Below are 18,401 nucleotides of genomic sequence, written 5' to 3' on the forward strand. Positions count from 1 at the left end.
GTGCGAGGGCGTTGATCGCTGTCAACAGGACCTAAGTCACAGGCGCCCGCGCGCACGGTGGTTATCAGGCCATCACCGCTGGTCATCAGCGTGGCCGGTGGTGCTGCCGATAATGGAATTCCCGGCCCCGAGCGCTGCCCATGACCCTGCACCGCGACTTCGACCATCTCTGGCGCGACCGCTGCGATACCTCCAGCCAGCGCAGCCCCCGCGTGCTGATCCGCGTGTTCGTCGCCCCCGGGGAACTGGAAGCACGGGTGGCCTTCTACGAACAACTGCAGGGCGTGGTGGCCGACGCGGGCTTCCCCTTCCCCGATGCCGGCCTGCGCCTGGCCATGGTCGGTGCGTTCCTGCTGATCGAAGGCAATGACACCGCACTGGCGCCGTTCACCTCCACCACCGGCACCCTGCTGGTCGATGACGTGCGGCCCTATCACGACAGGTTGGTCGCAGCCGGCGCGCAGATCATCTTCCCGCTGCAGGTGGTACCCACCGGCGCGGCGTTCAACGCGGTGCACCCCGATGGCACCGTGGTCGAGTACGTGCATCACCGGCCGGACCCAGACGGGCGGTGATGCGACGGCCGGGCTGCCGCCCGGCACCCGCAGAGACAACGGCAAACGCAACAGCAAGATCAAATGCCGCATTCCGTGGGATGGCGGGGCACTGTGGGTGTGCGGGGTGTGAGCCGCATGGATGCGGCGACCAAGCCTCCACGGATGGATTCACGGCGTCCCCGCACACCCACAGTGCCCCGCCTTCGACGGTTTCCTGCGAGCTGTTGGAACCCCTGCTGATGGAAGCTGCTGATGGTGGTGGGTGCCGACCGTTGGTCGGCACGGGGGTCGGATCTCCATGGATTCAATTCCGATGGAAATCCATCCACGCATGGCGTGGATCTACAATCGCTGCATGTCCTCACCTGCCCGGCCCTGGAACGGCACCTTGCTGCTGCACGCACACGTGGCGGTGCTGCAGGGCCATGCCGGTGACAGCGGCACGCACGCGCACTACGCCCACCAGCTGTTGCTCAGCGATGGCGCGCCCTGGCAGGTGGAGATCGATGGCGTGGCACAGCACGGCCAGCGCCTGTGGCTGCCGTCTTTTGTGCCACATGCCATCCTCGCCGCGCCCGCGGACGGCTGCACGCTGTTCCTGGAACCGGCCCACGCCGATCCCGCACAGATCCAGCAGCGACTGCCCTCGCTGCCCACCGATATCACCGCCCTGCAGCAACACCTGCCGCAGCTGAGCCGTGCGCAGCCGCTGGACCGTCGCGTGCAGGTGGCGCTGGAACGCATCGCCCAGCACCTGCCCGGCCCGGTACCGGCCGCCGACATCGCCGGGGCCGCGCACCTGTCCACCAGCCAGCTGCATCGCCGCTTCCAGTCCGACCTGGCCGTGACCCTGCGCGGCTGGGTGCTGTGGCAGCGGCTGCGCAGCGCCCTGGCGCATCATCTGCTCGGCCACAGCCTGACCGACAGTGCGCACGCGGCCGGCTTCGCCGACCTGGCCCATCTGTCGCGCAGCCTGCGCCGCATGTTCGGCATCGGTGCGGCGCAGCTGCAGGGCCTGCAGCTGCGCGCTGCCTGAGGCGCACTCAACGGCGACGGCGCAGCCTTTCGGGTACTTCGGGTACCTGCCCATGGGGCAGGTCGCGGAACGGCGCCAGCAGTTGTCCGGCATAGTCACGCGGATAGTCGGGCTGGCTGCCGATGCCCAGGTCACGCACGCGCAACCGGTAACCCGGCGCATCGAAGGCAGTGCCGAGCAGGTGATCCCAGACGGTCAGGAACAGTCCGAAGTTGACATCGCCCGCCGTGCCGTAGCGCATGTGGTGGAAGCGATGCAGCGGCGCCCACGCCATCACCCGGCCCAGCACGCCCGGCCGCATGTCCACGTTGGAATGCTGCAGCAGCAGCTGGATGGCGATGGCGAAGGCCAGCACCGCCGCCACCGGCATCGGCAGGCCCAGCACCAGCAGCGGCAGCACGCCGCCCAGCGCTTCGGCGGCCTGGTGCAGCGGATGCTTCATCAGGCCGTTGAAGCCGTACATGCGGGTCACGCTGTGATGCACCGCATGCAGCCGCCACAGCCATCCGATGCGATGGCTGGCGTAGTGCACCAGGGTGATGCCCAGATCGGCGGCAATGATCGCCAGCAGCACCTGCACCGAAAACGGCCACTGCCCTGGCCACAGCTGCCACGGAATCACCGCCGCCAACAGAGGCACCGCAGCGATCGACAACAGGTTCAAGCCTTCGTTGACCAGCGCATGCAGGCTGTCGCGCAGGCGGTCGCCCTGCGCCTGATTGAACGCAGGGTCATACGGCCATGCGCGTTCGGCGGCGAATGAAACAGCGATGGCTAGCGCCAGCAGGGCCAGCAGCCACAGCGGGCCCCCCTGCCGATGGCCAACCCAGACCACGGCAGCGGCAACGAATCCAGACAGGAACAACGGCGCATACAGGCGGAGCATCCAGTGCTTCATGGGCAATCCGGGAGTGAGGGGCCTGCATGCTGGCCTGGCCCCCGGCCTGCCGGCTTGAACAAACCGCGCAAGCCGAACCGGTTGCGCCATCCACGCACGGCGTGGATCTACAATGGCGCCCTCATCGCGCCGGGGGCAGCATGGATTCCTTCAACCTGATGCGCACCTTCCGCCGCATCGTCGAACGCGGCGGCCTGGCCCGCGCGGCCGAAGACCTGGGTCTGTCAGCGGCCGGCTTGAGCAAACAGCTGCGCACGCTGGAGGCGCACCTGGGCGTGGTGCTGCTGCAGCGGACCACGCGACGCATGAGCCTGACCGAGACCGGCCAGGCCTATTACCGCGAGTGCTGCCGCCTGCTGGACGAGCTGGAAGCGCTGGAACGCGGTATCGCCGAACAGCGTGGCGAGGTTGCCGGGCGCCTGCGGGTGAACGCGCCGCAGTCCTTCGCGCTGAGCACGCTGTCGCCGCTGCTGCCGCGCTTCCTGCAGCAGCATCCACAGCTGTCGCTGGACCTGGTGATGGAAGACCGCCTGCTCGATGCGGTGGGCGAAGGCTTCGATGTGTCGCTGCGGCTGCGCGCCGAGCTGGACGATTCACGCCTGGTGGCGCGGCGGCTGGCCTCGCTGCAGCAGGTGTTGTGCGCGGCACCGTCCTACCTGCAGCAGCATCCGGCACCGCAGGTGGTGGACGATCTGCAGGCGCACAGCGTACTGGCCTACAGCCTGTCCGACTCGCCCGGCAGCTGGCCGCTGCTCGGCCCCGATGGCCAGGTGACCATCACCCTGCCAGCGCGCGTCACCGCCAACAACAGCCTGCTGCTGCGCGACCTGCTGCTGGCGGGCCTGGGCATCGGCGCCCTGCCCTCGTTCCTGGCCGCGCCCGCACTGGCAAGCGGCGCCCTGCAGCAGGTGCTGCCCGACCACCGCTATCCACCGCGCTTTGTCCATGCGGTCTACCCCACCGCGCGCTACCTGCAGCCCAAGGTGCGGGCCTTCATCGATTTCCTGCACGCCGAACTGCCCGGCTGCGCGGGACTGGATTCGTAACCGCCAGCGAAAACTGAGCTGCCCGAAACCCGCTGTTTCGGCCACGCTGCGCTGCCTACGCTGCCGCCTCCCCTCTCACCGATGGCAGGCAGATGTCTTCCGCTCCCTCCCCCACCACCGCCGCGCCGGTGGTCGATTTCTTCCACGATGTGGTCTGCGGCTGGTGCTTCGTGCTGGCCCCGCGCCTGCAACAGGTTTCGGCCGAACTGGGCATCCAGGTGCGCCACCGCAGCTTCGTGCTGCAGGACTCGCGCGCCCGGATGATCGACGTCTTCGGTTCCATGCCCCGCGCCAAGGACACCATCCTGCGCCACTGGGCCGACTGCGCGGCGCATGAAGACACTGCGCGCATCGACATCGACGGCATGCGCGCGCAGACGTTCGAATATCCGTCCGGCTGGCTCGGCGCACTGGCCTGCCAGGCGGCCGGTGTGCTCGGCGGCAACGATGCCCATGGCGCGATGTTCGATGCGGTGCAGTGGGCGCACCTGCACCAGCACCGCAACATCGGCGATGCCGACGTCCTGCTGGACATCGCCGAATCGCTGGGCCACCGGCGCGGCGTCTTCGCTGGCCACATGCGCAGCGACACCGTGCGCCAGCGCGTACAGGCCGACCGCGCCGAAGCCGCCGCCCTCGGCATCCGTTCCATTCCCACCGTCATCGGCGGCAACGGCCTGCGCCTGCAGACCCTGCCGCTGCCACAGCTGCGCCAGGCCCTGGCGCCTCTGGTCGCGGCCACCGCCGCGCCCTTCCCCACCCTGCAAGGAGAAACCCCATGACCCCACGTACCCTGGCCAGCGCACTGGCCCTGCTGGTGGCGGCCGCCGGCGCAGCCAGCGCCGTGTCCGCACACGAACACGTTCCTTCCGGCCAGCAGGTCGGCACCAGCCCCTGGGGGCCGAAGGACGAGATCGGTCGCCTCAACCTGATCACCGACGCCTCGCGTGCCGCCATCCTGTCGCGGGTCAGCGGCGGCAAGGCCTACGATCTGGCCACCGAATACTACGTCGGCATGCCCAGCTGGCAGGACGCCGGCGACCCGCACTACCAGTTCTGGATGACCCATACCCCGCGCGGCACCGTGGTGGACGACCCGATGGACGTGGGCCAGGCCATGAACCTCACCCGCAGCTACACCGGCACCGCGTTTTCGATGTACAGCCACACCGGCACCCATATCGATGCGCTGAACCATTTCGGCATCCACGGAAAGATCTGGAATGGCTTCGAGGCCGATGAGCACCTCGGCGATCGCGGCTGGAAGGTCACCGGCATCGAGAAGTTCCCGCCGCTGATCGCCCGTGGCGTGCTGATCGACGTGGCCGGTGCCAAGGGCGTGGACATGCTGCCGGACAGCTACCGCGTCACCCGTCAGGACCTGAAGGATGCGCTGGCACGCCAGCACGTCACCCTGCAGCAGGGCGACGTGGTGCTGATCCGCACCGGTCGCATGCGCCTGTTCGAACAGCCCCGCGCCTACATGGCCAACCCGCCGGGCATGGGCCTGGATGCGGCACGTTTCCTGGTGGAAGACAGCGGCGCGATGATCGTCGGCGCCGACAACCTCAGCTTCGAGACCTTCCCCTCGGAGGTGTCCGATGATTACGTGCCGCTGCACACCTACCTGCTGGCCCAGCAGGGCGCGCCGATCATCGAGCTGGTGGCGCTGGACGAACTGGCCCGTGACCAGGTCTACGAGTTCGCCTTCATCGGCGGCCCGCTGAAGATCCGCGGCGGCGACGCCGCCCCGCTTCGCCCGGTAGCCCTGCCGGTACGCCGGTAACGCGCCGGTAGCGCCGGGCCATGCCCGGCGAACGCATGGCGTCCCATACCGGGTAGGTGCCGACCTTGGTCGGCACTCCCCCATGCCGGGTAGGTGCCGACCTTGGTCGGCACTCCCTTCCCCCTTCAGCAACCTGAAATCCACCCCTCGATTTCATTAGTAATTCTACTCACAAGGCGAGTAGCATGTCCGGTCTCAGCCCCTGATACCGGCCTGTCGATACTCGTTCCATGCCCGCCGTTCCCGTCCACTGCTGCCGCTTCCAGCCTGCCCGGCGCCTCCCCTGGAGGACCGGCTGATGGGTGCCGTCGTCGCCCTGGACCGCCTGCTGGATGGCCGCCAACTGTGGCGCGGGCCGGCCCGCCATGGCCCGGCCAGCGACCATCTGGCCAGCGGGCACCCGGCCCTGGATGCCCGCCTGCCCGGCGGCGGCTGGCCCGCCAGCGGGCTGTGCGAAGTACTGCTGGCCAGCCCCGGCGTGGGCGAACTGGCCCTGGTCTGGCCGGCGCTGGCGAAGCTGAGCCAGCGCGATCGGCCGATCGTGCTGGTTGCCCCGCCGCATCGCCCGCATGCCCCGGCCTGGGCCGCGGCCGGGCTGGACCTGGCCCAGCTGCAGATCATCCACGCCACGCCGAAGCAGGCGCTGTGGGCGGCCGAACAGTGCCTGCGCTCGGCCGCCTGTGCGGCGGTGCTGTGCTGGCCGCAGCAGGCCGATGATCGTTCCCTGCGCCGGCTGCAGGTGGCCGCCGACAGTGGCCAGTGCCTGGGCTTCGTGTTCCGCGAAGCGCGCGCCGCACGCAATCCGTCGCCGGCCAGCCTGCGCCTGCAGCTCGACCCCGGCCAGGTGCGCGTGCTGAAGTGCCGCGGCGGGCTGCCGCCTGCGCAGCCCTTGCCGCTGGCCATCGCCCACTGAGGCCGCGCCATGCATTGGGCCTGCCTGTTGTTGCCGCAACTGGCGCTGGACAGCGTACTGCGCCAGCAGCCGGACCCGCAGCGGCCGCTGGTGCTGCTGCAGGGCCCGGCCCAGCGCCGGGTGCTGCGCGCGGTCAGCCCGGCCGCACGGGCCGCCGGCCTGCGCCCGGGCATGCTGCTGTCGGCCGCGCAGGTGCTGGTGCAGGACATGCAGCTGCACGACTACGATCCCGCCGCCGAACAGCAGACCCGGCAACTGCTGGCCAGCTGGCTGTACGCTTACAGTTCGCAGGTCAGCCTCGATTTTCCGCATGCACTGGTGCTGGAAATCCACGCCAGCCGCGCCCTGTTCGGCGATTGGCCACGGATCGAACAGCGCCTGCGCCACGGCCTGCATGAACTCGGCTTCCGCCACCGCCTGGTGGCGGCGCCCAACCCGCATGCCGCGCGCGTGCTGGCCAACGTGCATGACGGCCTGGGCATCGATGCCACGCAGCTGGCGGCCGCGCTGGCGCCGCTGCCGCTGGCACGCAGTGGCCTGCCGGCCGATGCGGTCACCGTGCTCGGTCGTTCCGGCCTGCGTACGCTGGGCGCGGTGTTCGACCTGCCGCGCGACAGCCTGGCCCGCCGCTTCGCCCCGCAGGTGCTGCAGCAGCTCGATGCCGTGCGCGGCCTGGACAACACGCCACTGCGCTACTACCAGCCCCCGGACCGTTTCGATGCCCGCATCGAATTCGAATACGAAATCGAATCCAGCCAGGCCCTGCTGTTCCCGCTGCGGCGCCTGCTGCTGGACCTGGCTGCCTTCCTCTGTTCGCGCGATGGCGGCGTGCAGCGCTTCGACCTGCACTTCGAACACGACCTGCTGCCGGCCAGCGTGCTGACCATCGGCCTGCTGGCGCCCGAACGCGATGCCGCGCTGCTGTTCGAAATCGCCCGCAACCGCATGGAAGCCTTCGCCCTGCCCGCCGGCAGCCGCGCACTGCGCCTGCAGGCCGAGCAACTGCCGCCGTTCGTGCCGGTGGCACGTGATCTGTTCGACACCCGTCCGGCCCAGGCCATGCCCTGGAACCAGCTGCGCGAACGGCTGCGCGCGCGGCTGGGCGATGATGCCGTGCAGCCGCTGGCGGTGCAGGCCGACCATCGCCCCGAACGTGCCAGCGGCACCCAGCCGCCAGCCAAGCCTCCTACGCACTGGCCGCTGCGCCCCGGTTGGCTGCTGGAGGCACCACAGCCGCTGCGCGACCCGCGCCTGCGCATCGTCGCCGGCCCGGAACGGATCGAATCGGGCTGGTGGGACCAGGCCGATGCGCGGCGCGACTACTACGTGGTGGAAACCGCGCACGGGCAACGCGGCTGGGCGTTCCGCCCGCGCAACGATCCACATGCGCCGTGGATGCTGCACGGCTGGTTCGGCTGAACCAGCATGCACGCAGAACTGCCCGCCTATGCCGAACTGCATTGCCTTTCGGCCTTCAGTTTCCAGCGCGGCGCCTCCACCGCCGACGAACTGTTCGCGCGCGCCGCCAGCCAGGGCTACCGCGCCCTGGCGATCACCGACGAATGCTCGCTGGCCGGCATCGTCCGCGCCTGGCAGGCGGCCAAGGCACATGGCGTGGCGCTGATCGTCGGCGCCGAACTGCAGATCGAAGATGGGCCGAAGATCGCCCTGCTGTGCACCGACCAGGCGGCCTACGCCGGGCTGTGCCAGCTGATCACCACCTGCCGCCGGCGCGCCGGCAAGGGTGAGTACCGTTGCCTGGCCGACGATCTGCAGGGCCTGCCCGACAGCCTGCTGTGCCTGTGGCTGGACCGGCAGCCCGATGCCAGCCACCTGCAGGGGCTGCGCGCCGGCTTCGGCGACCGCCTGTGGCTGGCGGTGGAACTGCACCACGAACACGACGACGCGCGCCGCCTGCAGCAGCTGCAGGCCTTCGGCGAACGCCACGCGCTGCCGCTGGTGGCCAGCGGCGATGTGCACATGCACGTGCGCCGTCGCCGCGCCCTGCAGGACACCCTTACCGCCATCCGCCACCGCTGCAGCGTGGCCGAAGCCGGCTGGCGCCTGTTTCCCAATGGCGAACGCCACCTGCGCCCGCGCACGTCGCTGGCCCAGCTGTACCCGCCGCAGCTGCTGGCCGAAACCCTGCAGATCGCCGCGCGCTGCCACTTCAGCCTGGACCAGCTGAAATACACCTACCCGCGCGAACTGGTGCCCGCAGGCCACACCCCGGACAGCTGGCTGCGCGCGCTGGTGGAACAAGGCATTCCCGAACGCTGGAAGGACGGCATCCAGCCGGCCCAGCGCCAGCAGATCGAACACGAACTGGAACTGATCGCCAAGAAAAACTACGCCTCCTACTTCCTCACCGTGCAGGACATCGTGCGCTTCGCCCGCAGCCAACAGATCCTGTGCCAGGGCCGCGGCTCGGCGGCCAATTCGGCGGTGTGTTTCGTGCTGGGCGTCACTGAGATCGACCCGGCGCGCAGCAACCTGCTGTTCGAGCGCTTCATTTCCGAAGAACGCGACGAACCGCCGGACATCGACATCGATTTCGAGCACGAGCGCCGCGAGGAAGTGCTGCAGTACGTGTTCAAGCGCTATGGCCGCGAACGCGCCGCGCTGACCGCCGTGGCGATCAGCTACCGGGGCCGCAGTGCCATCCGCGATGTGGCCCGCGCGCTGGGCCTGCCGATGGACCAGGTGAACGAGCTGGGCGCCGCCATGGACCACTGGGGCGGGCACATACCGCTGCCGGACACCCTGCGCGAACGCGGCTTCGACCCGGACACACCGCTGATGCGGCGGCTGCTGTCACTCACCGCCGAACTGATCGATTTCCCGCGCCACCTGTCGCAGCACCCGGGCGGTTTCGTGATTTCCGAACATCCACTGTCCACCCTGGTGCCGGTGGAAAACGCGGCCATGGCCGACCGCACCGTCATCCAGTGGGACAAGGACGATCTGGACGCCACCGGTCTGATGAAGGTCGACTGCCTGGCGCTGGGCATGCTCACCGCCATCCGCAAATGCCTGGCCCTGCTGCAGCAGCACGGGCTGCACAGCGGCCGCATGGATGCGGTGCCCGCCAAGGACAGCGCGACCTACGACATGATCTGCGCCGCCGATACCATCGGCGTGTTCCAGATCGAATCGCGCGCGCAGATGGCCATGCTGCCGCGCATGCAGCCGCGCACCTTCTACGATCTGGTGATCGAAGTGGCCATCGTGCGCCCCGGGCCGATCCAGGGCGACATGGTGCACCCCTATCTGGAGCGCCGCCGGATCCTGCGGGAACAGGGCCCCGAGGCCTTGAACGACCCGGCCAACCCGCTCTACCCACCGCAGCTGGAACGCGTGTTCGCACGCACCCTGGGCGTTCCCCTGTTCCAGGAACAGGTGATGCAACTGGCCGTGGAAGCGGCCGGCTACACCCCGGGCGAGGCCGACGCCCTGCGCCGTTCGATGGCCGCCTGGAAGCGCCGTGGCGGGCTGGAACCGCATCGGGAAAAACTGCTGGCCGGCATGCTGCGCAACGGCTTCAGCCGCGAATACGGCGAACATCTGTTCGAGCAGATCAAGGGCTTCGGCAATTACGGTTTTCCGGAAAGCCATGCCGCCAGTTTCGCCCTGCTCACCTATGTCAGTTGCTGGTTGAAGTGCCACCACCCGGCCGCGTTCACCGCCAGCCTGATCAACAGCCAGCCGTTGGGCTTCTACAGCCCGGACCAGTTGCTGCAGGATGCGCGCCGCCATGGCATTGCCGTACTGCCGGTGGATGTGCGCTACAGCCACTGGGACTGCACCCTCGATTTCAGCAAGGGCGCGGCCGCCATCCGCCTCGGCCTGCGCCTGGTCGATGGCTGCAGCGAACGGGCGGTGCAGGCCCTGCTGCGCGAGCGCGCGCGGCGCCCGTTCGACGATGTGGGCGATCTGTGCCAGCGCGTCGCACTGGATCGCCGCCAGCAGGGCCTGCTTGCCGATGCCGGCGCCCTGCGTGGCCTCAGTGGCCATCGTCATCGCGCACGCTGGGATGTTTCCGGCGTGGAAAACCGCCTGCCGCTGTTCGACCCGGCCCGCGCCACCGGCGAAGCACGCGTGCCGCTGCCGCTGCCCAGCGCCTGGGACGACATGCAGGCTGATTACCGCAGCACCGGCACCACGCTGGGCCGCCACCCCCTGTCGTTCCTGCGTGCACAGCTGCGCAGCCGTGGCTGCCTGGATGCCGCGCAGCTGGCTGCCCACGGGCATGGCCGCCGCGTGCGCATTGCCGGGCTGGTGCGCATGCGGCAGCGGCCGCAGACCGCCAGCGGGGTCACCTTCCTGACCCTTGAAGATGAAACCGGCATGGTCAACGCCGTGGTCTGGCGGCACGTGGCCGACCGCCAGCACCGCATCCTGGTCGATACCCAGTTGATGCAGATCGACGGCCGGCTGGAACGCGTGGACGGCGTGCAGCATGTCATCGTGCAGCGCATGCTGGGGCTGGACGATCTATTGCAGGGCCTGCGCAGCCACAGCCGCGATTTCCATTGATGGGTCGTTGATGTGTCGACTCTACCCATCCGCTTTTGCATCCGCTATCGTCGCCACATCCAAGGAAGGACTACACGATGGCCCGTGCGTTGCTGCTTACCACCCTGGGGGTATCCACCCTCGCCCTGCTGGTGTCCGGCTGGACGGCCTGGAACCTGCACCACAGCCAGTCGCCCGAACGCGTGATCCATGCACGCGGCCTGGTCGTACACGATGCAAAGGGCCAGGCCCGCGTCATCGTCGGCGCGCCGGTACCCGATCCAACCAGCAAAGGGCGCAGCCAGGGCCCACGTGCCACGGCACTGTCCGGTGTGATCCTGCTCGGCCCGGACGGTTCCGAACGCGGCGGCTATGGCACCAGCGACCGTGGCGGCGAAGCCCTGCTCACCCTGGACGATGCCAGCGGCACCACCGAAGTGTTCAAGGTGGTCGCCAATCCCGATCGCGGCGCCACCCTGATGGTCCGCCACCAGAACAATACCGGCGCCATGCTCACCTCGTGGCAGGGCAAGCCGGAACTGCTGTTCCTGGACGACAGTGGGCAGACCTACTACGTGCGCCCCGGGGTCAACGCCGCGCCATGAACCGGGCCCTGACGGCCCGGCATTAATGCAAACGATTCTCTTTTGCGGTAAGGTGCGCGCGCTGCCCTTGCCGCCGCGGGCCGTTCCTGTCCCGCTCTCCGCAGCCGTCCGTGCCCGTCCAAGCGCTCCGTCCAATGCCATTGCCGTTGACGCCTGCCCGCCCGGCGCGGCGCGGCGCACGCGAGCGCCGCACGCACTGGATGGCGGTGGCGATCACCGCCACCCTGCATCTGCTGCCGGTGCTGGGGCTGCTGCACTGGACGACGTCCACACCCCGGCCCACGCCGCCTGTCGAAGAGGTGCGCATCAGCCTGCGCATGTTGCCGCCCACCGCGCCGCCACAGCCGCTGGAAGAACTGAAGGCCGAGCGTCCCAGCCAGGCCCAGCAGCCGCGTCCAGCGCAGCCACGCACCCTGTCGCCGCCCCCGCCCAGCCGCGCGCAGGAAGGCACCCTGGCCGCCGCTGACGGTCGAACGCCCGATGCGCAGGCACAGCCCCTAACGGCCCTGGTCCTGCCGGCCCACGAAGCGCCCCCGGCACCGGCGTCCATCAGCGCAGCGCCGCCCAGCCCCGACGCCGCACCGGCGCCGCAGTTGGCCGGCACCCACAGCGATACCTGGGAAGCACGCCTGATGGCGCGCCTGGAACGCCACCGCTATTTCCCCAGTGCCGCCCGCGCCCGCCGCCAGCAGGGCACGGCCTGGGTGCGCGCCAGCGTCGACCGCAGCGGACGCCTGCGCACGCTGCTGCTGGAACGCAGCAGTGGCGAGCCCATGCTCGACCAGGCGGCCCTGCAGACCTTCCGTCGCGCACAGCCACTGCCGCGTATTCCCGATGATCTGCCGGCGCCGCAGGAACGCGTGGTACCGGTGGAGTACTACCTGCGCTGAAGCGCGCCGCGCCGCCGCTCAGGTCCAGGCCGGGTCGGCGGTGAAATCGATCGTCAGCCAGAACATGCCGCCGCGTGCATCCAGGCGCACGGCAATCTCATCGCGCATGGCATCCACCTCGCCCACCGTGCCCAACGGCGTGGCCGGGTCGGTCAGCACGTGGATCTCGATGAAGCGCATGCGCCCCATCTTCGCCACATGGCTGGTGAAGCCGGCATAGCCCCGCTCGCGTACGAACGCCTGCATCACCTGCTGCACGCGCTGGTCCAGGTCATCAGGCGCGACCTGCAGTACCTCGCGCAGCGCCTTGAACGCGGCGCGCGTGGGCACCGGCAGCACGGCCAAGCTGATCAGCATCAGCACGATCGAATCCAGGTACGGTACCCAGTGCTGCCAAGGCCCGTCCTGCAGGGCCAGCGCCAGCAGGAAGGCCAGCACCACCGCCAATGCCATCAGCCCGCCCAGCAGCCAGGCACGCACGTCCAGCCACAGCAACGGCGAGTGCAGGCGCCGCGCCTGCCCCGCCACGAACGCGGCCATGCCCAGGTTGGTTGCACTGATCAGACCGGCCCACCACAGCGCCGGCCCGAATTTCACCACGTGGCCGCCGGTGGTCAGCCCGATCATCGCGTTGGCCAGCGCATACACGCAGGCCAGCGACAGGATCACCCCGCCCAGTGCTTCCACCATCGGTTCCAGATGCCAATAGCCGTACTGGAAGCGCGGGCTCTGCTCCCGCGCCACCAGCCGCAGCACCGACAGCGACACCAGGGTCAGGGCCACGTCCACCAGGCTGTAGATACCGTCGAACAGGATGGCCTGCGATCCCACCAGCAGGCCGCCCAGGAAGCCGGCCGCACTGACCGCCACGGTCATCCCGATCGACAGCAGCAGGATGCGTTGTTCGCGGGCGGTATCCATGCAGCGCCAAAGGTCCGACCCTCAAGGTCAGGCCTTCAGCACCTCCACCCGGTAGGTGGTGCCTTCCTCGTCGTGCTCGATGATCAGCCCGTGCACATCCGATTCGAAACCGGGGAAGCGCGCGTTCTGTTCGCGGGCAATGCGCAGCGACTGGATGATCGGCTCGTCGCTGGCGCCGAAGCGTTCGCCCGGCATGATGGTGGGAATACCCGGCGGGTACGGCACCAGCATGGTGGCGGCAATGCGGCCACTCAGCTGCTCGATGTCCACCCGCTCGATCTCGCCCTTCACCAGATGGTTGTAGGCATCGGCCGGGGTCATCACCGGGGTCGGCAGGTCCACGTACATCTCGCGCATCACCTTGGCCACCGCGAATTCCTGGTTGAAGGCATGCAGCGCCTCACACAGGTCACGCAGGCCCCAGCCGGCATAGGCCACCGGATAATCGGCGGCCAGCGTCGGCAGTGCCTGGTTCAACGGCGCGTTGCGATCGTACAGCTCCTTGAACGCCATCAGCTCGGTCACCAGGGTGCTCCACTTGCCCTTGGTGATGCCCATCGAGAACAGGAACAGCACCGAGTACAGGTTGGTCTTTTCCACGGTGATGCCGCGGCCCCACAGGAATTTGCTCAGCACCGCCGCCGGAATGCCCAGCTTGCCCATGCTGCCGTCCATCGACAGGCCCGGGGTCAGCAGGGTCACCTTGATCGGGTCGATCAGCACGTAGTCGTCCACCAGCCCATCGAAGCCGTGCCAGTGCGCATCGGGCTGCAGGTACCATTCCTCACGCTTGGCCACCACCGGTGCCGGTGTATCGCCCTTGTCCAGGCTGCGCTCCACCTTCGTGGGCTGCCACACGCTGAACCACCAGTCGTCGCGACCCAGGTCATCGCGCACGTGCAGCATGGCGCGGCGGAAGGCAATCGCTTCGTCGTGCATTTCCTGCACCATCGAGCGCCCGGCCTCGCCCTCCATCATCTTCGAGGCCACGTCGCAGGCCGCGATCACCCCGTAATGCGGGCTGGTGGAGGTGTGCATCATGAACGATTCGTTGAAGCGCTCGGCGTCCAGGTCGCGGCTGGCCGAGTTGCGCACGTGGATCATCGAAGCCTGCGAGAACGCGGCCAGCAGCTTGTGGGTGGAATGGGTGGTGAAGATGATCGCGTCCTGCTCACGCGGCTTGCCTTTGGCCATGCCGTAATGGTTTTCGTAGAACGGATGGAATGCCGCATAGGCGTACCACGCTTCATCGAAGTGCAGGAAGTCCACCGCGCTGCCGATCTCCTCGGCAATCTTTTCGGCGTTGTAGCACAGGCCATCGTAGGTGGAATTGGTGACCACCGCGATGCGCGGCTTCGATCCGGCCTGGTAGGCCTGGCTGGCCAGCGGGTTGTCGGCAATGCGCTGCTGCAGCGCCTCGGGGGTGAACTGGTCCAGGCTGATCGGCCCGATGATGCCGTGCGCGTTGCGGCTGGGGGTGAAGTAGACCGGCACGCCGCCAGTCATGATCAGCGCATGCAGCAGCGATTTGTGGCAATTGCGGTCGACGAACACCACGTCACCGCGCGCCACCGTGCCATGCCAGACGATCTTGTTGGCGGTGGATGTGCCGTTGGTGACGAAGAAGGTGTGGTCGGCGCCGAAATTGCGTGCGGCCTCGTCCTCGGCCTCCTTGATCGGGCCGGTGTGGTCCAACAGCGAACCCAGTTCCGGCACCGAGATCGACAGATCACTGCGCAGGGTGTTCTCGCCATAGAACTGGTGGAACGCACGCCCCACCGGCGATTTGGTGAAGGCCACGCCACCGGCATGGCCCGGGGTATGCCAGGAATAGTTCGATTCGGCCGCGTGGTGGATCAACGCCTTGAAGAACGGCGGCAGCAGGTTGTGCATGTAGTCTTCGGCCGCGCGCATCACCTGCCGGGCGACGAAGTTCTTGGTGTCCTCGAACAGGAAGATGAAGCCGTGGATGTACTTGAGCAGCTTGCTGGGCACCTTCTCGATGGTGCGCCGCTCGCCGTACAGGAACACCGGCAGGTTGGCCCGGCGCGCGCTCTGTTCGCGCAGGAAGGCCGCCAGGCGCTGGAACTCGCCCTCGCCCTCCTCGCTGCCATCGATCGAGATCAGCACCGCCGACGCCGCCACGTAGGTACGGGCACCGGCGCGCGCATCGTCCAGGTTCAGGCCGCACAGCACGCGCTGGCCGTTGCCACGCAGCTCTTCCACCAGCGCGCGGATCAGGATGCCGCCGATGCGCGGTGAATCGTAATCGCCATCGATGACGATGACCGGGTAATCCAAGGACTTGAAGTACACGTTGATTCTCCTTGTCGAATTCAGGAACGCTGGGCGCCGCCGGACAACGCGGCCGCCTCACGGGTGCGCTGCCGCTGCTGGCGGCGCTCCTCGCTGAAGAAGGGATAGAACACGGTGATGAACAGCACGAACAGGAAGGCGTACTGCACGATCGTTCCCGACGAGCCATAGATCGCCCACAGGCAATACACCACCGTCAGGCTGGTCAGCGCCCAGAACGCGCCGGTGTGCACGATGGTGTGCGAGCGTTCCACCACGAAATAGCAGGCCACGCAGGAATAGATGTACGGCAGCAGGGTCAGCACCACCGCCGCCGAGGTGATCACATCGAACTGCGCCGACGCGGTTTCCGAGGTGGAGGTGACCAGCACGGCCAGGGTCATCAACACCGCCACGATCAGCACGCCCTTCACCGGCACGTCGTCCTTGTTGGTCTTGCTGAAGATGCTGGGGAACAGGCCATCGTCGGACGCCGCCTTGGCGCTCTGCGCGGTCAGCAGGATCCAGCCGCCCAGCGAACCGGCCGCGCCGATGAAGGCGCACAGGCTGACCAGGCCACCGCCCCAGCCGCCCACCGCCTTGGCGGCGGCCAGCGCGAACGGCGCATCGGAGGTCTGCAGTTCGGCATTGGGCACCATGCCCATGATCACCGACGAACTGGCGATGTAGGCCACCGCCGCCAGGAACACACCGGCCAGGGTGGCGCGGGCCACGTTCTTTTCCGGGTTCTCCACCACGCCGGCGGTCACCGAGGCCGATTCCACGCCGATGAACGCCCACAGGGTCAGTGCGGCGGCACTGGAAATGGCGCCGAAGTTCGATTCGCCCGATACGTTGTAGGCGCCCTTGAAGATGTCCGCATCGAAGAAGAACCAGCCGAAGATGGCGATGCCCAGGATCGGCACCAGCGCGAAGCTGGTGGTGACGGTCTGGACCTTGGTCACGAAGGCCGGACCGATCACGTTGGCGAAACTGAGTGCCCACACCAGCGCCAGCACCGCAATGCAGCGCACCAGCGGCTCGGACAGGATCGGGAAGAAGTAACTGAAGTAGCCCACCGCCGCGATCGGAATGGCCACGTTGCCGATCCAGTTGGCAAACCAGTAGATGGTGTTGGTCTGGAAGCCCATGTAAGGCCCGAACCAGTCACGCGCATAGGCATACGGGCCGCCGGCCTTGGGCGCCAGCTTGCCCAGCTTGGCGAACACGAACGCCAGCAGCAGCGCCCCGGCTGTGGTGATCAACCAGCCCCAGATCGAGGCGGTACCGATCTTGGCCAGGCTCGATGGCAACAGGAACACCCCTGAACCCATCATGTTGCCGGCCACGAGGAAGGTGGCACCGACCACCCCGATCTTCTTTGTTTCTGCCATGACACTCTCCTGCACCTGGCAAAGGCCCGGCAGCACCGGGCATGGGGACGGAAAACGCGGGCGTAACGCCGCTGGCGTCTACTTGATGAAGTTGTATTGCAGGCTGCCCTGCACCCGGACCGTGTCGCCGCGCGCGCCGCTCTGTTGTTCCAGGCGGCCGTACAGCAGCTCCATGCCCATCGTCCACGACGGTGCCGGGCTCCAGATCAGGTTGAACACGCCGTAGCGGCTCTCACGGAAGGCGTCGGCCGGCAGCGCCGCGTTGCGCTCCAGCGTCAGCTGCCCGTAGATCAGGTTCGAACGCCACAGTTCGGACCAGTAGTGGGTGTAGCCGACGAAGCCGCCGCCCACGTCCAGCGCGCGCAGGCGTCCGTCGGCGTCCACCACCGCGTCCAGGCCGGAACCGGTCAGATCGGCGGTATAACGGCTCAGGCCGCGCCCGCCCAGTGCACCAAACAGCAGCAGGTCACGCTCGCCCACCGCCGCCGAACCACTCAACTGCAGGCCGCCGGCCATGCGCCGGTCGCGTTCGCCGTCACCGTCGTAGGCCAGGCTGCGCGCCACCGCGCCCAACTGCAGGTGGCCCCAGTCGCGCTCTACGCGCGCGGCCACGGTCACATCCGGCAGCCGATTGGCGGCAATCACACTGTCGCTGGCCCCGGCCAGCTCGGTATCCGGGTCTTCGGCGGCCAGCGTCAGCGTGGTGCCCTTGCCCAGCGCGAAACTGTGGTGGATGCCGGCCACCAGCAGATAGCCCGCGCCACCCGGGCCGGCGAAGTCCAGCGTGTCGGGCAGGCTGTCGGCATCCATGAAGCTGGAATAGCCGTAGCCGGCATAGGTGTTGCCCAACTGCCCGTACGCGTGGCGCAGCCGGAACTGATAGCCGTCGCTGCTGCCGAAGAAGTCGTTTTCCAGATAGAAGCGCAGGTTGCCGTGGGTGGTCGGCCGGCGTGCCTCGAAACTGAAGCGGGTCTGCTTGGCGTGCAGGTTGAAGTTGGATACATCGCGGTGGCTGCCGCCGACAGGCATCGACGAGGGAATGAACTGGTCTTCGTCGCCGGCTGCCCGCGAATCGGCAATCGCATCCAGTTTGGCGTAGCCGCCGATGCGGATCACCGTGTCGGTACCGGGGATGGCGAAGAAGCCCTTCAGGTCAGGATCGGTCGGGCCGGCCGCACTGTCCGGGCGCGAAGCCGCGGTCGAGGGATCGGACACCGAATCACGCTGGGGCAGCACGGGCTGCGCAACGCCTGGCACCTGGGTGGCGTGCAGCCCTGCCGCAGTGCCTGCCACCGCTGGCGTGGCCGGCTCCGGCCTGGGCAACGGTGCCGACGGCGTTGCCGCAACCGGCGCACTGCCGTCGCGCTGCTCCAACCGGTCCAGACGCTGCTGCAGGCGCTCCAGCGTCTGCCGCATGCCTTCAATTTCGCGCCGCAGCGCCTGTGCATCATCGGGTGCACCTTCCTGTGCCTGGGCAGGTGCTGCTGCCAACACCGCCGCACACGCCACACTCAGTACCGCAACGCGCATTGCATTCTCCCCAAA

General features: G+C 68.2%; 15 protein-coding genes. 10 read left to right on the forward strand and 5 right to left on the reverse strand.

What is annotated here, in order from left to right:
• The first annotated feature begins 140 nt into the window (after positions 1-140).
• Entirely contained in the window at positions 141-575 is a 435-nt protein-coding gene (locus C1922_RS11480; protein ID WP_108749877.1) for a glyoxalase, read from the forward strand.
• Between the two features lie 313 nt (positions 576-888).
• Positions 889-1,593 carry an AraC family transcriptional regulator gene (locus tag C1922_RS11485; protein ID WP_108751573.1) on the forward strand — a complete coding sequence of 235 codons (705 nt, stop codon included), beginning with the start codon at positions 889-891 and terminating at the stop codon, positions 1,591-1,593.
• A gap of 7 nt (positions 1,594-1,600) precedes the next feature.
• Here the strand turns inward: C1922_RS11485 and C1922_RS11490 are convergent, their stop codons facing one another.
• Positions 1,601-2,491, reverse strand: coding sequence for a sterol desaturase family protein (locus tag C1922_RS11490; RefSeq protein ID WP_108749878.1), 891 nt, complete (start codon positions 2,489-2,491; stop codon positions 1,601-1,603).
• Positions 2,492-2,631: 140 nt separating this feature from the next.
• Here C1922_RS11490 and C1922_RS11495 point away from each other — a divergent pair, with 140 nt between their 5' ends.
• From C1922_RS11495 to C1922_RS11530, 8 genes are all read left to right on the forward strand, one after another.
• The gene (locus tag C1922_RS11495; protein WP_108749879.1) at positions 2,632-3,537 is read left to right on the forward strand and encodes a LysR family transcriptional regulator; all 906 of its coding nucleotides are present in this window, start codon (positions 2,632-2,634) and stop codon (positions 3,535-3,537) included.
• 92 nt (positions 3,538-3,629) lie between these two features.
• Positions 3,630-4,319, forward strand: a complete 690-nt coding sequence (locus C1922_RS11500; RefSeq protein ID WP_108749880.1) for a DsbA family protein — start codon at positions 3,630-3,632, stop codon at positions 4,317-4,319.
• The gene (locus C1922_RS11505) at positions 4,316-5,323 is read left to right on the forward strand and encodes a cyclase family protein (protein ID WP_108749881.1); all 1,008 of its coding nucleotides are present in this window, start codon (positions 4,316-4,318) and stop codon (positions 5,321-5,323) included. Before C1922_RS11500 ends, C1922_RS11505 begins: the two co-directional genes overlap by 4 nt.
• Positions 5,324-5,621: 298 nt before the next feature.
• Complete coding sequence (gene imuA / locus C1922_RS11510; protein WP_108749882.1) at positions 5,622-6,236, forward strand: translesion DNA synthesis-associated protein ImuA; 615 nt, start codon at positions 5,622-5,624, stop codon at positions 6,234-6,236.
• Between the two features lie 9 nt (positions 6,237-6,245).
• The gene (locus C1922_RS11515) at positions 6,246-7,655 is read left to right on the forward strand and encodes a DNA polymerase Y family protein (RefSeq protein ID WP_108749883.1); all 1,410 of its coding nucleotides are present in this window, start codon (positions 6,246-6,248) and stop codon (positions 7,653-7,655) included.
• A gap of 6 nt (positions 7,656-7,661) precedes the next feature.
• Positions 7,662-10,772: an error-prone DNA polymerase gene (locus C1922_RS11520; protein WP_108749884.1), complete on the forward strand. Its 3,111-nt coding sequence runs from the start codon at positions 7,662-7,664 to the stop codon at positions 10,770-10,772.
• 77 nt (positions 10,773-10,849) lie between these two features.
• Complete coding sequence (locus C1922_RS11525; protein ID WP_108749885.1) at positions 10,850-11,356, forward strand: hypothetical protein; 507 nt, start codon at positions 10,850-10,852, stop codon at positions 11,354-11,356.
• A 146-nt stretch (positions 11,357-11,502) separates the two neighbouring features.
• Positions 11,503-12,246, forward strand: coding sequence for an energy transducer TonB (locus tag C1922_RS11530; RefSeq protein WP_234413301.1), 744 nt, complete (start codon positions 11,503-11,505; stop codon positions 12,244-12,246).
• A gap of 18 nt (positions 12,247-12,264) precedes the next feature.
• Here C1922_RS11530 and C1922_RS11535 read toward each other — a convergent pair whose 3' ends face one another.
• The 4 genes from C1922_RS11535 to C1922_RS11550 all read right to left on the reverse strand — a co-directional run bounded on the left by C1922_RS11535 (position 12,265) and on the right by C1922_RS11550 (position 18,386).
• The gene (locus tag C1922_RS11535) at positions 12,265-13,167 is read right to left on the reverse strand and encodes a cation diffusion facilitator family transporter (protein WP_108749887.1); all 903 of its coding nucleotides are present in this window, start codon (positions 13,165-13,167) and stop codon (positions 12,265-12,267) included.
• Between the two features lie 27 nt (positions 13,168-13,194).
• Complete coding sequence (locus tag C1922_RS11540; protein WP_108749888.1) at positions 13,195-15,483, reverse strand: Orn/Lys/Arg decarboxylase N-terminal domain-containing protein; 2,289 nt, start codon at positions 15,481-15,483, stop codon at positions 13,195-13,197.
• Between the two features lie 20 nt (positions 15,484-15,503).
• The gene (gene adiC / locus C1922_RS11545; protein WP_108749889.1) at positions 15,504-16,856 is read right to left on the reverse strand and encodes an arginine/agmatine antiporter; all 1,353 of its coding nucleotides are present in this window, start codon (positions 16,854-16,856) and stop codon (positions 15,504-15,506) included.
• A gap of 78 nt (positions 16,857-16,934) precedes the next feature.
• Positions 16,935-18,386, reverse strand: a complete 1,452-nt coding sequence (locus C1922_RS11550; RefSeq protein ID WP_108749890.1) for a DcaP family trimeric outer membrane transporter — start codon at positions 18,384-18,386, stop codon at positions 16,935-16,937.
• Positions 18,387-18,401: the final 15 nt, after the last annotated feature.

Origin of the sequence: Stenotrophomonas sp. ZAC14D2_NAIMI4_7, assembly GCF_003086675.1 — a bacterium.
Lineage (GTDB): Bacteria > Pseudomonadota > Gammaproteobacteria > Xanthomonadales > Xanthomonadaceae > Stenotrophomonas.

What these genes read in the sequence shown, in the direction of transcription:
- C1922_RS11550 (WP_108749890.1), bottom strand. Translation starts at nt 18,386, where the DNA reads ATGCGCGTTGCGGTACTGAGTGTGGCGTGTGCGGCGGTGTTGGCAGCA.
- adiC (WP_108749889.1), bottom strand. Translation starts at nt 16,856, where the DNA reads ATGGCAGAAACAAAGAAGATCGGGGTGGTCGGTGCCACCTTCCTCGTG.
- imuA (WP_108749882.1), top strand. Translation starts at nt 5,622, where the DNA reads ATGGGTGCCGTCGTCGCCCTGGACCGCCTGCTGGATGGCCGCCAACTG.
- C1922_RS11480 (WP_108749877.1), top strand. Translation starts at nt 141, where the DNA reads ATGACCCTGCACCGCGACTTCGACCATCTCTGGCGCGACCGCTGCGAT.
- C1922_RS11500 (WP_108749880.1), top strand. Translation starts at nt 3,630, where the DNA reads ATGTCTTCCGCTCCCTCCCCCACCACCGCCGCGCCGGTGGTCGATTTC.
- C1922_RS11490 (WP_108749878.1), bottom strand. Translation starts at nt 2,491, where the DNA reads ATGAAGCACTGGATGCTCCGCCTGTATGCGCCGTTGTTCCTGTCTGGA.
- C1922_RS11535 (WP_108749887.1), bottom strand. Translation starts at nt 13,167, where the DNA reads ATGGATACCGCCCGCGAACAACGCATCCTGCTGCTGTCGATCGGGATG.
- C1922_RS11520 (WP_108749884.1), top strand. Translation starts at nt 7,662, where the DNA reads ATGCACGCAGAACTGCCCGCCTATGCCGAACTGCATTGCCTTTCGGCC.
- C1922_RS11525 (WP_108749885.1), top strand. Translation starts at nt 10,850, where the DNA reads ATGGCCCGTGCGTTGCTGCTTACCACCCTGGGGGTATCCACCCTCGCC.
- C1922_RS11485 (WP_108751573.1), top strand. Translation starts at nt 889, where the DNA reads ATGGCGTGGATCTACAATCGCTGCATGTCCTCACCTGCCCGGCCCTGG.
- C1922_RS11505 (WP_108749881.1), top strand. Translation starts at nt 4,316, where the DNA reads ATGACCCCACGTACCCTGGCCAGCGCACTGGCCCTGCTGGTGGCGGCC.
- C1922_RS11515 (WP_108749883.1), top strand. Translation starts at nt 6,246, where the DNA reads ATGCATTGGGCCTGCCTGTTGTTGCCGCAACTGGCGCTGGACAGCGTA.
- C1922_RS11495 (WP_108749879.1), top strand. Translation starts at nt 2,632, where the DNA reads ATGGATTCCTTCAACCTGATGCGCACCTTCCGCCGCATCGTCGAACGC.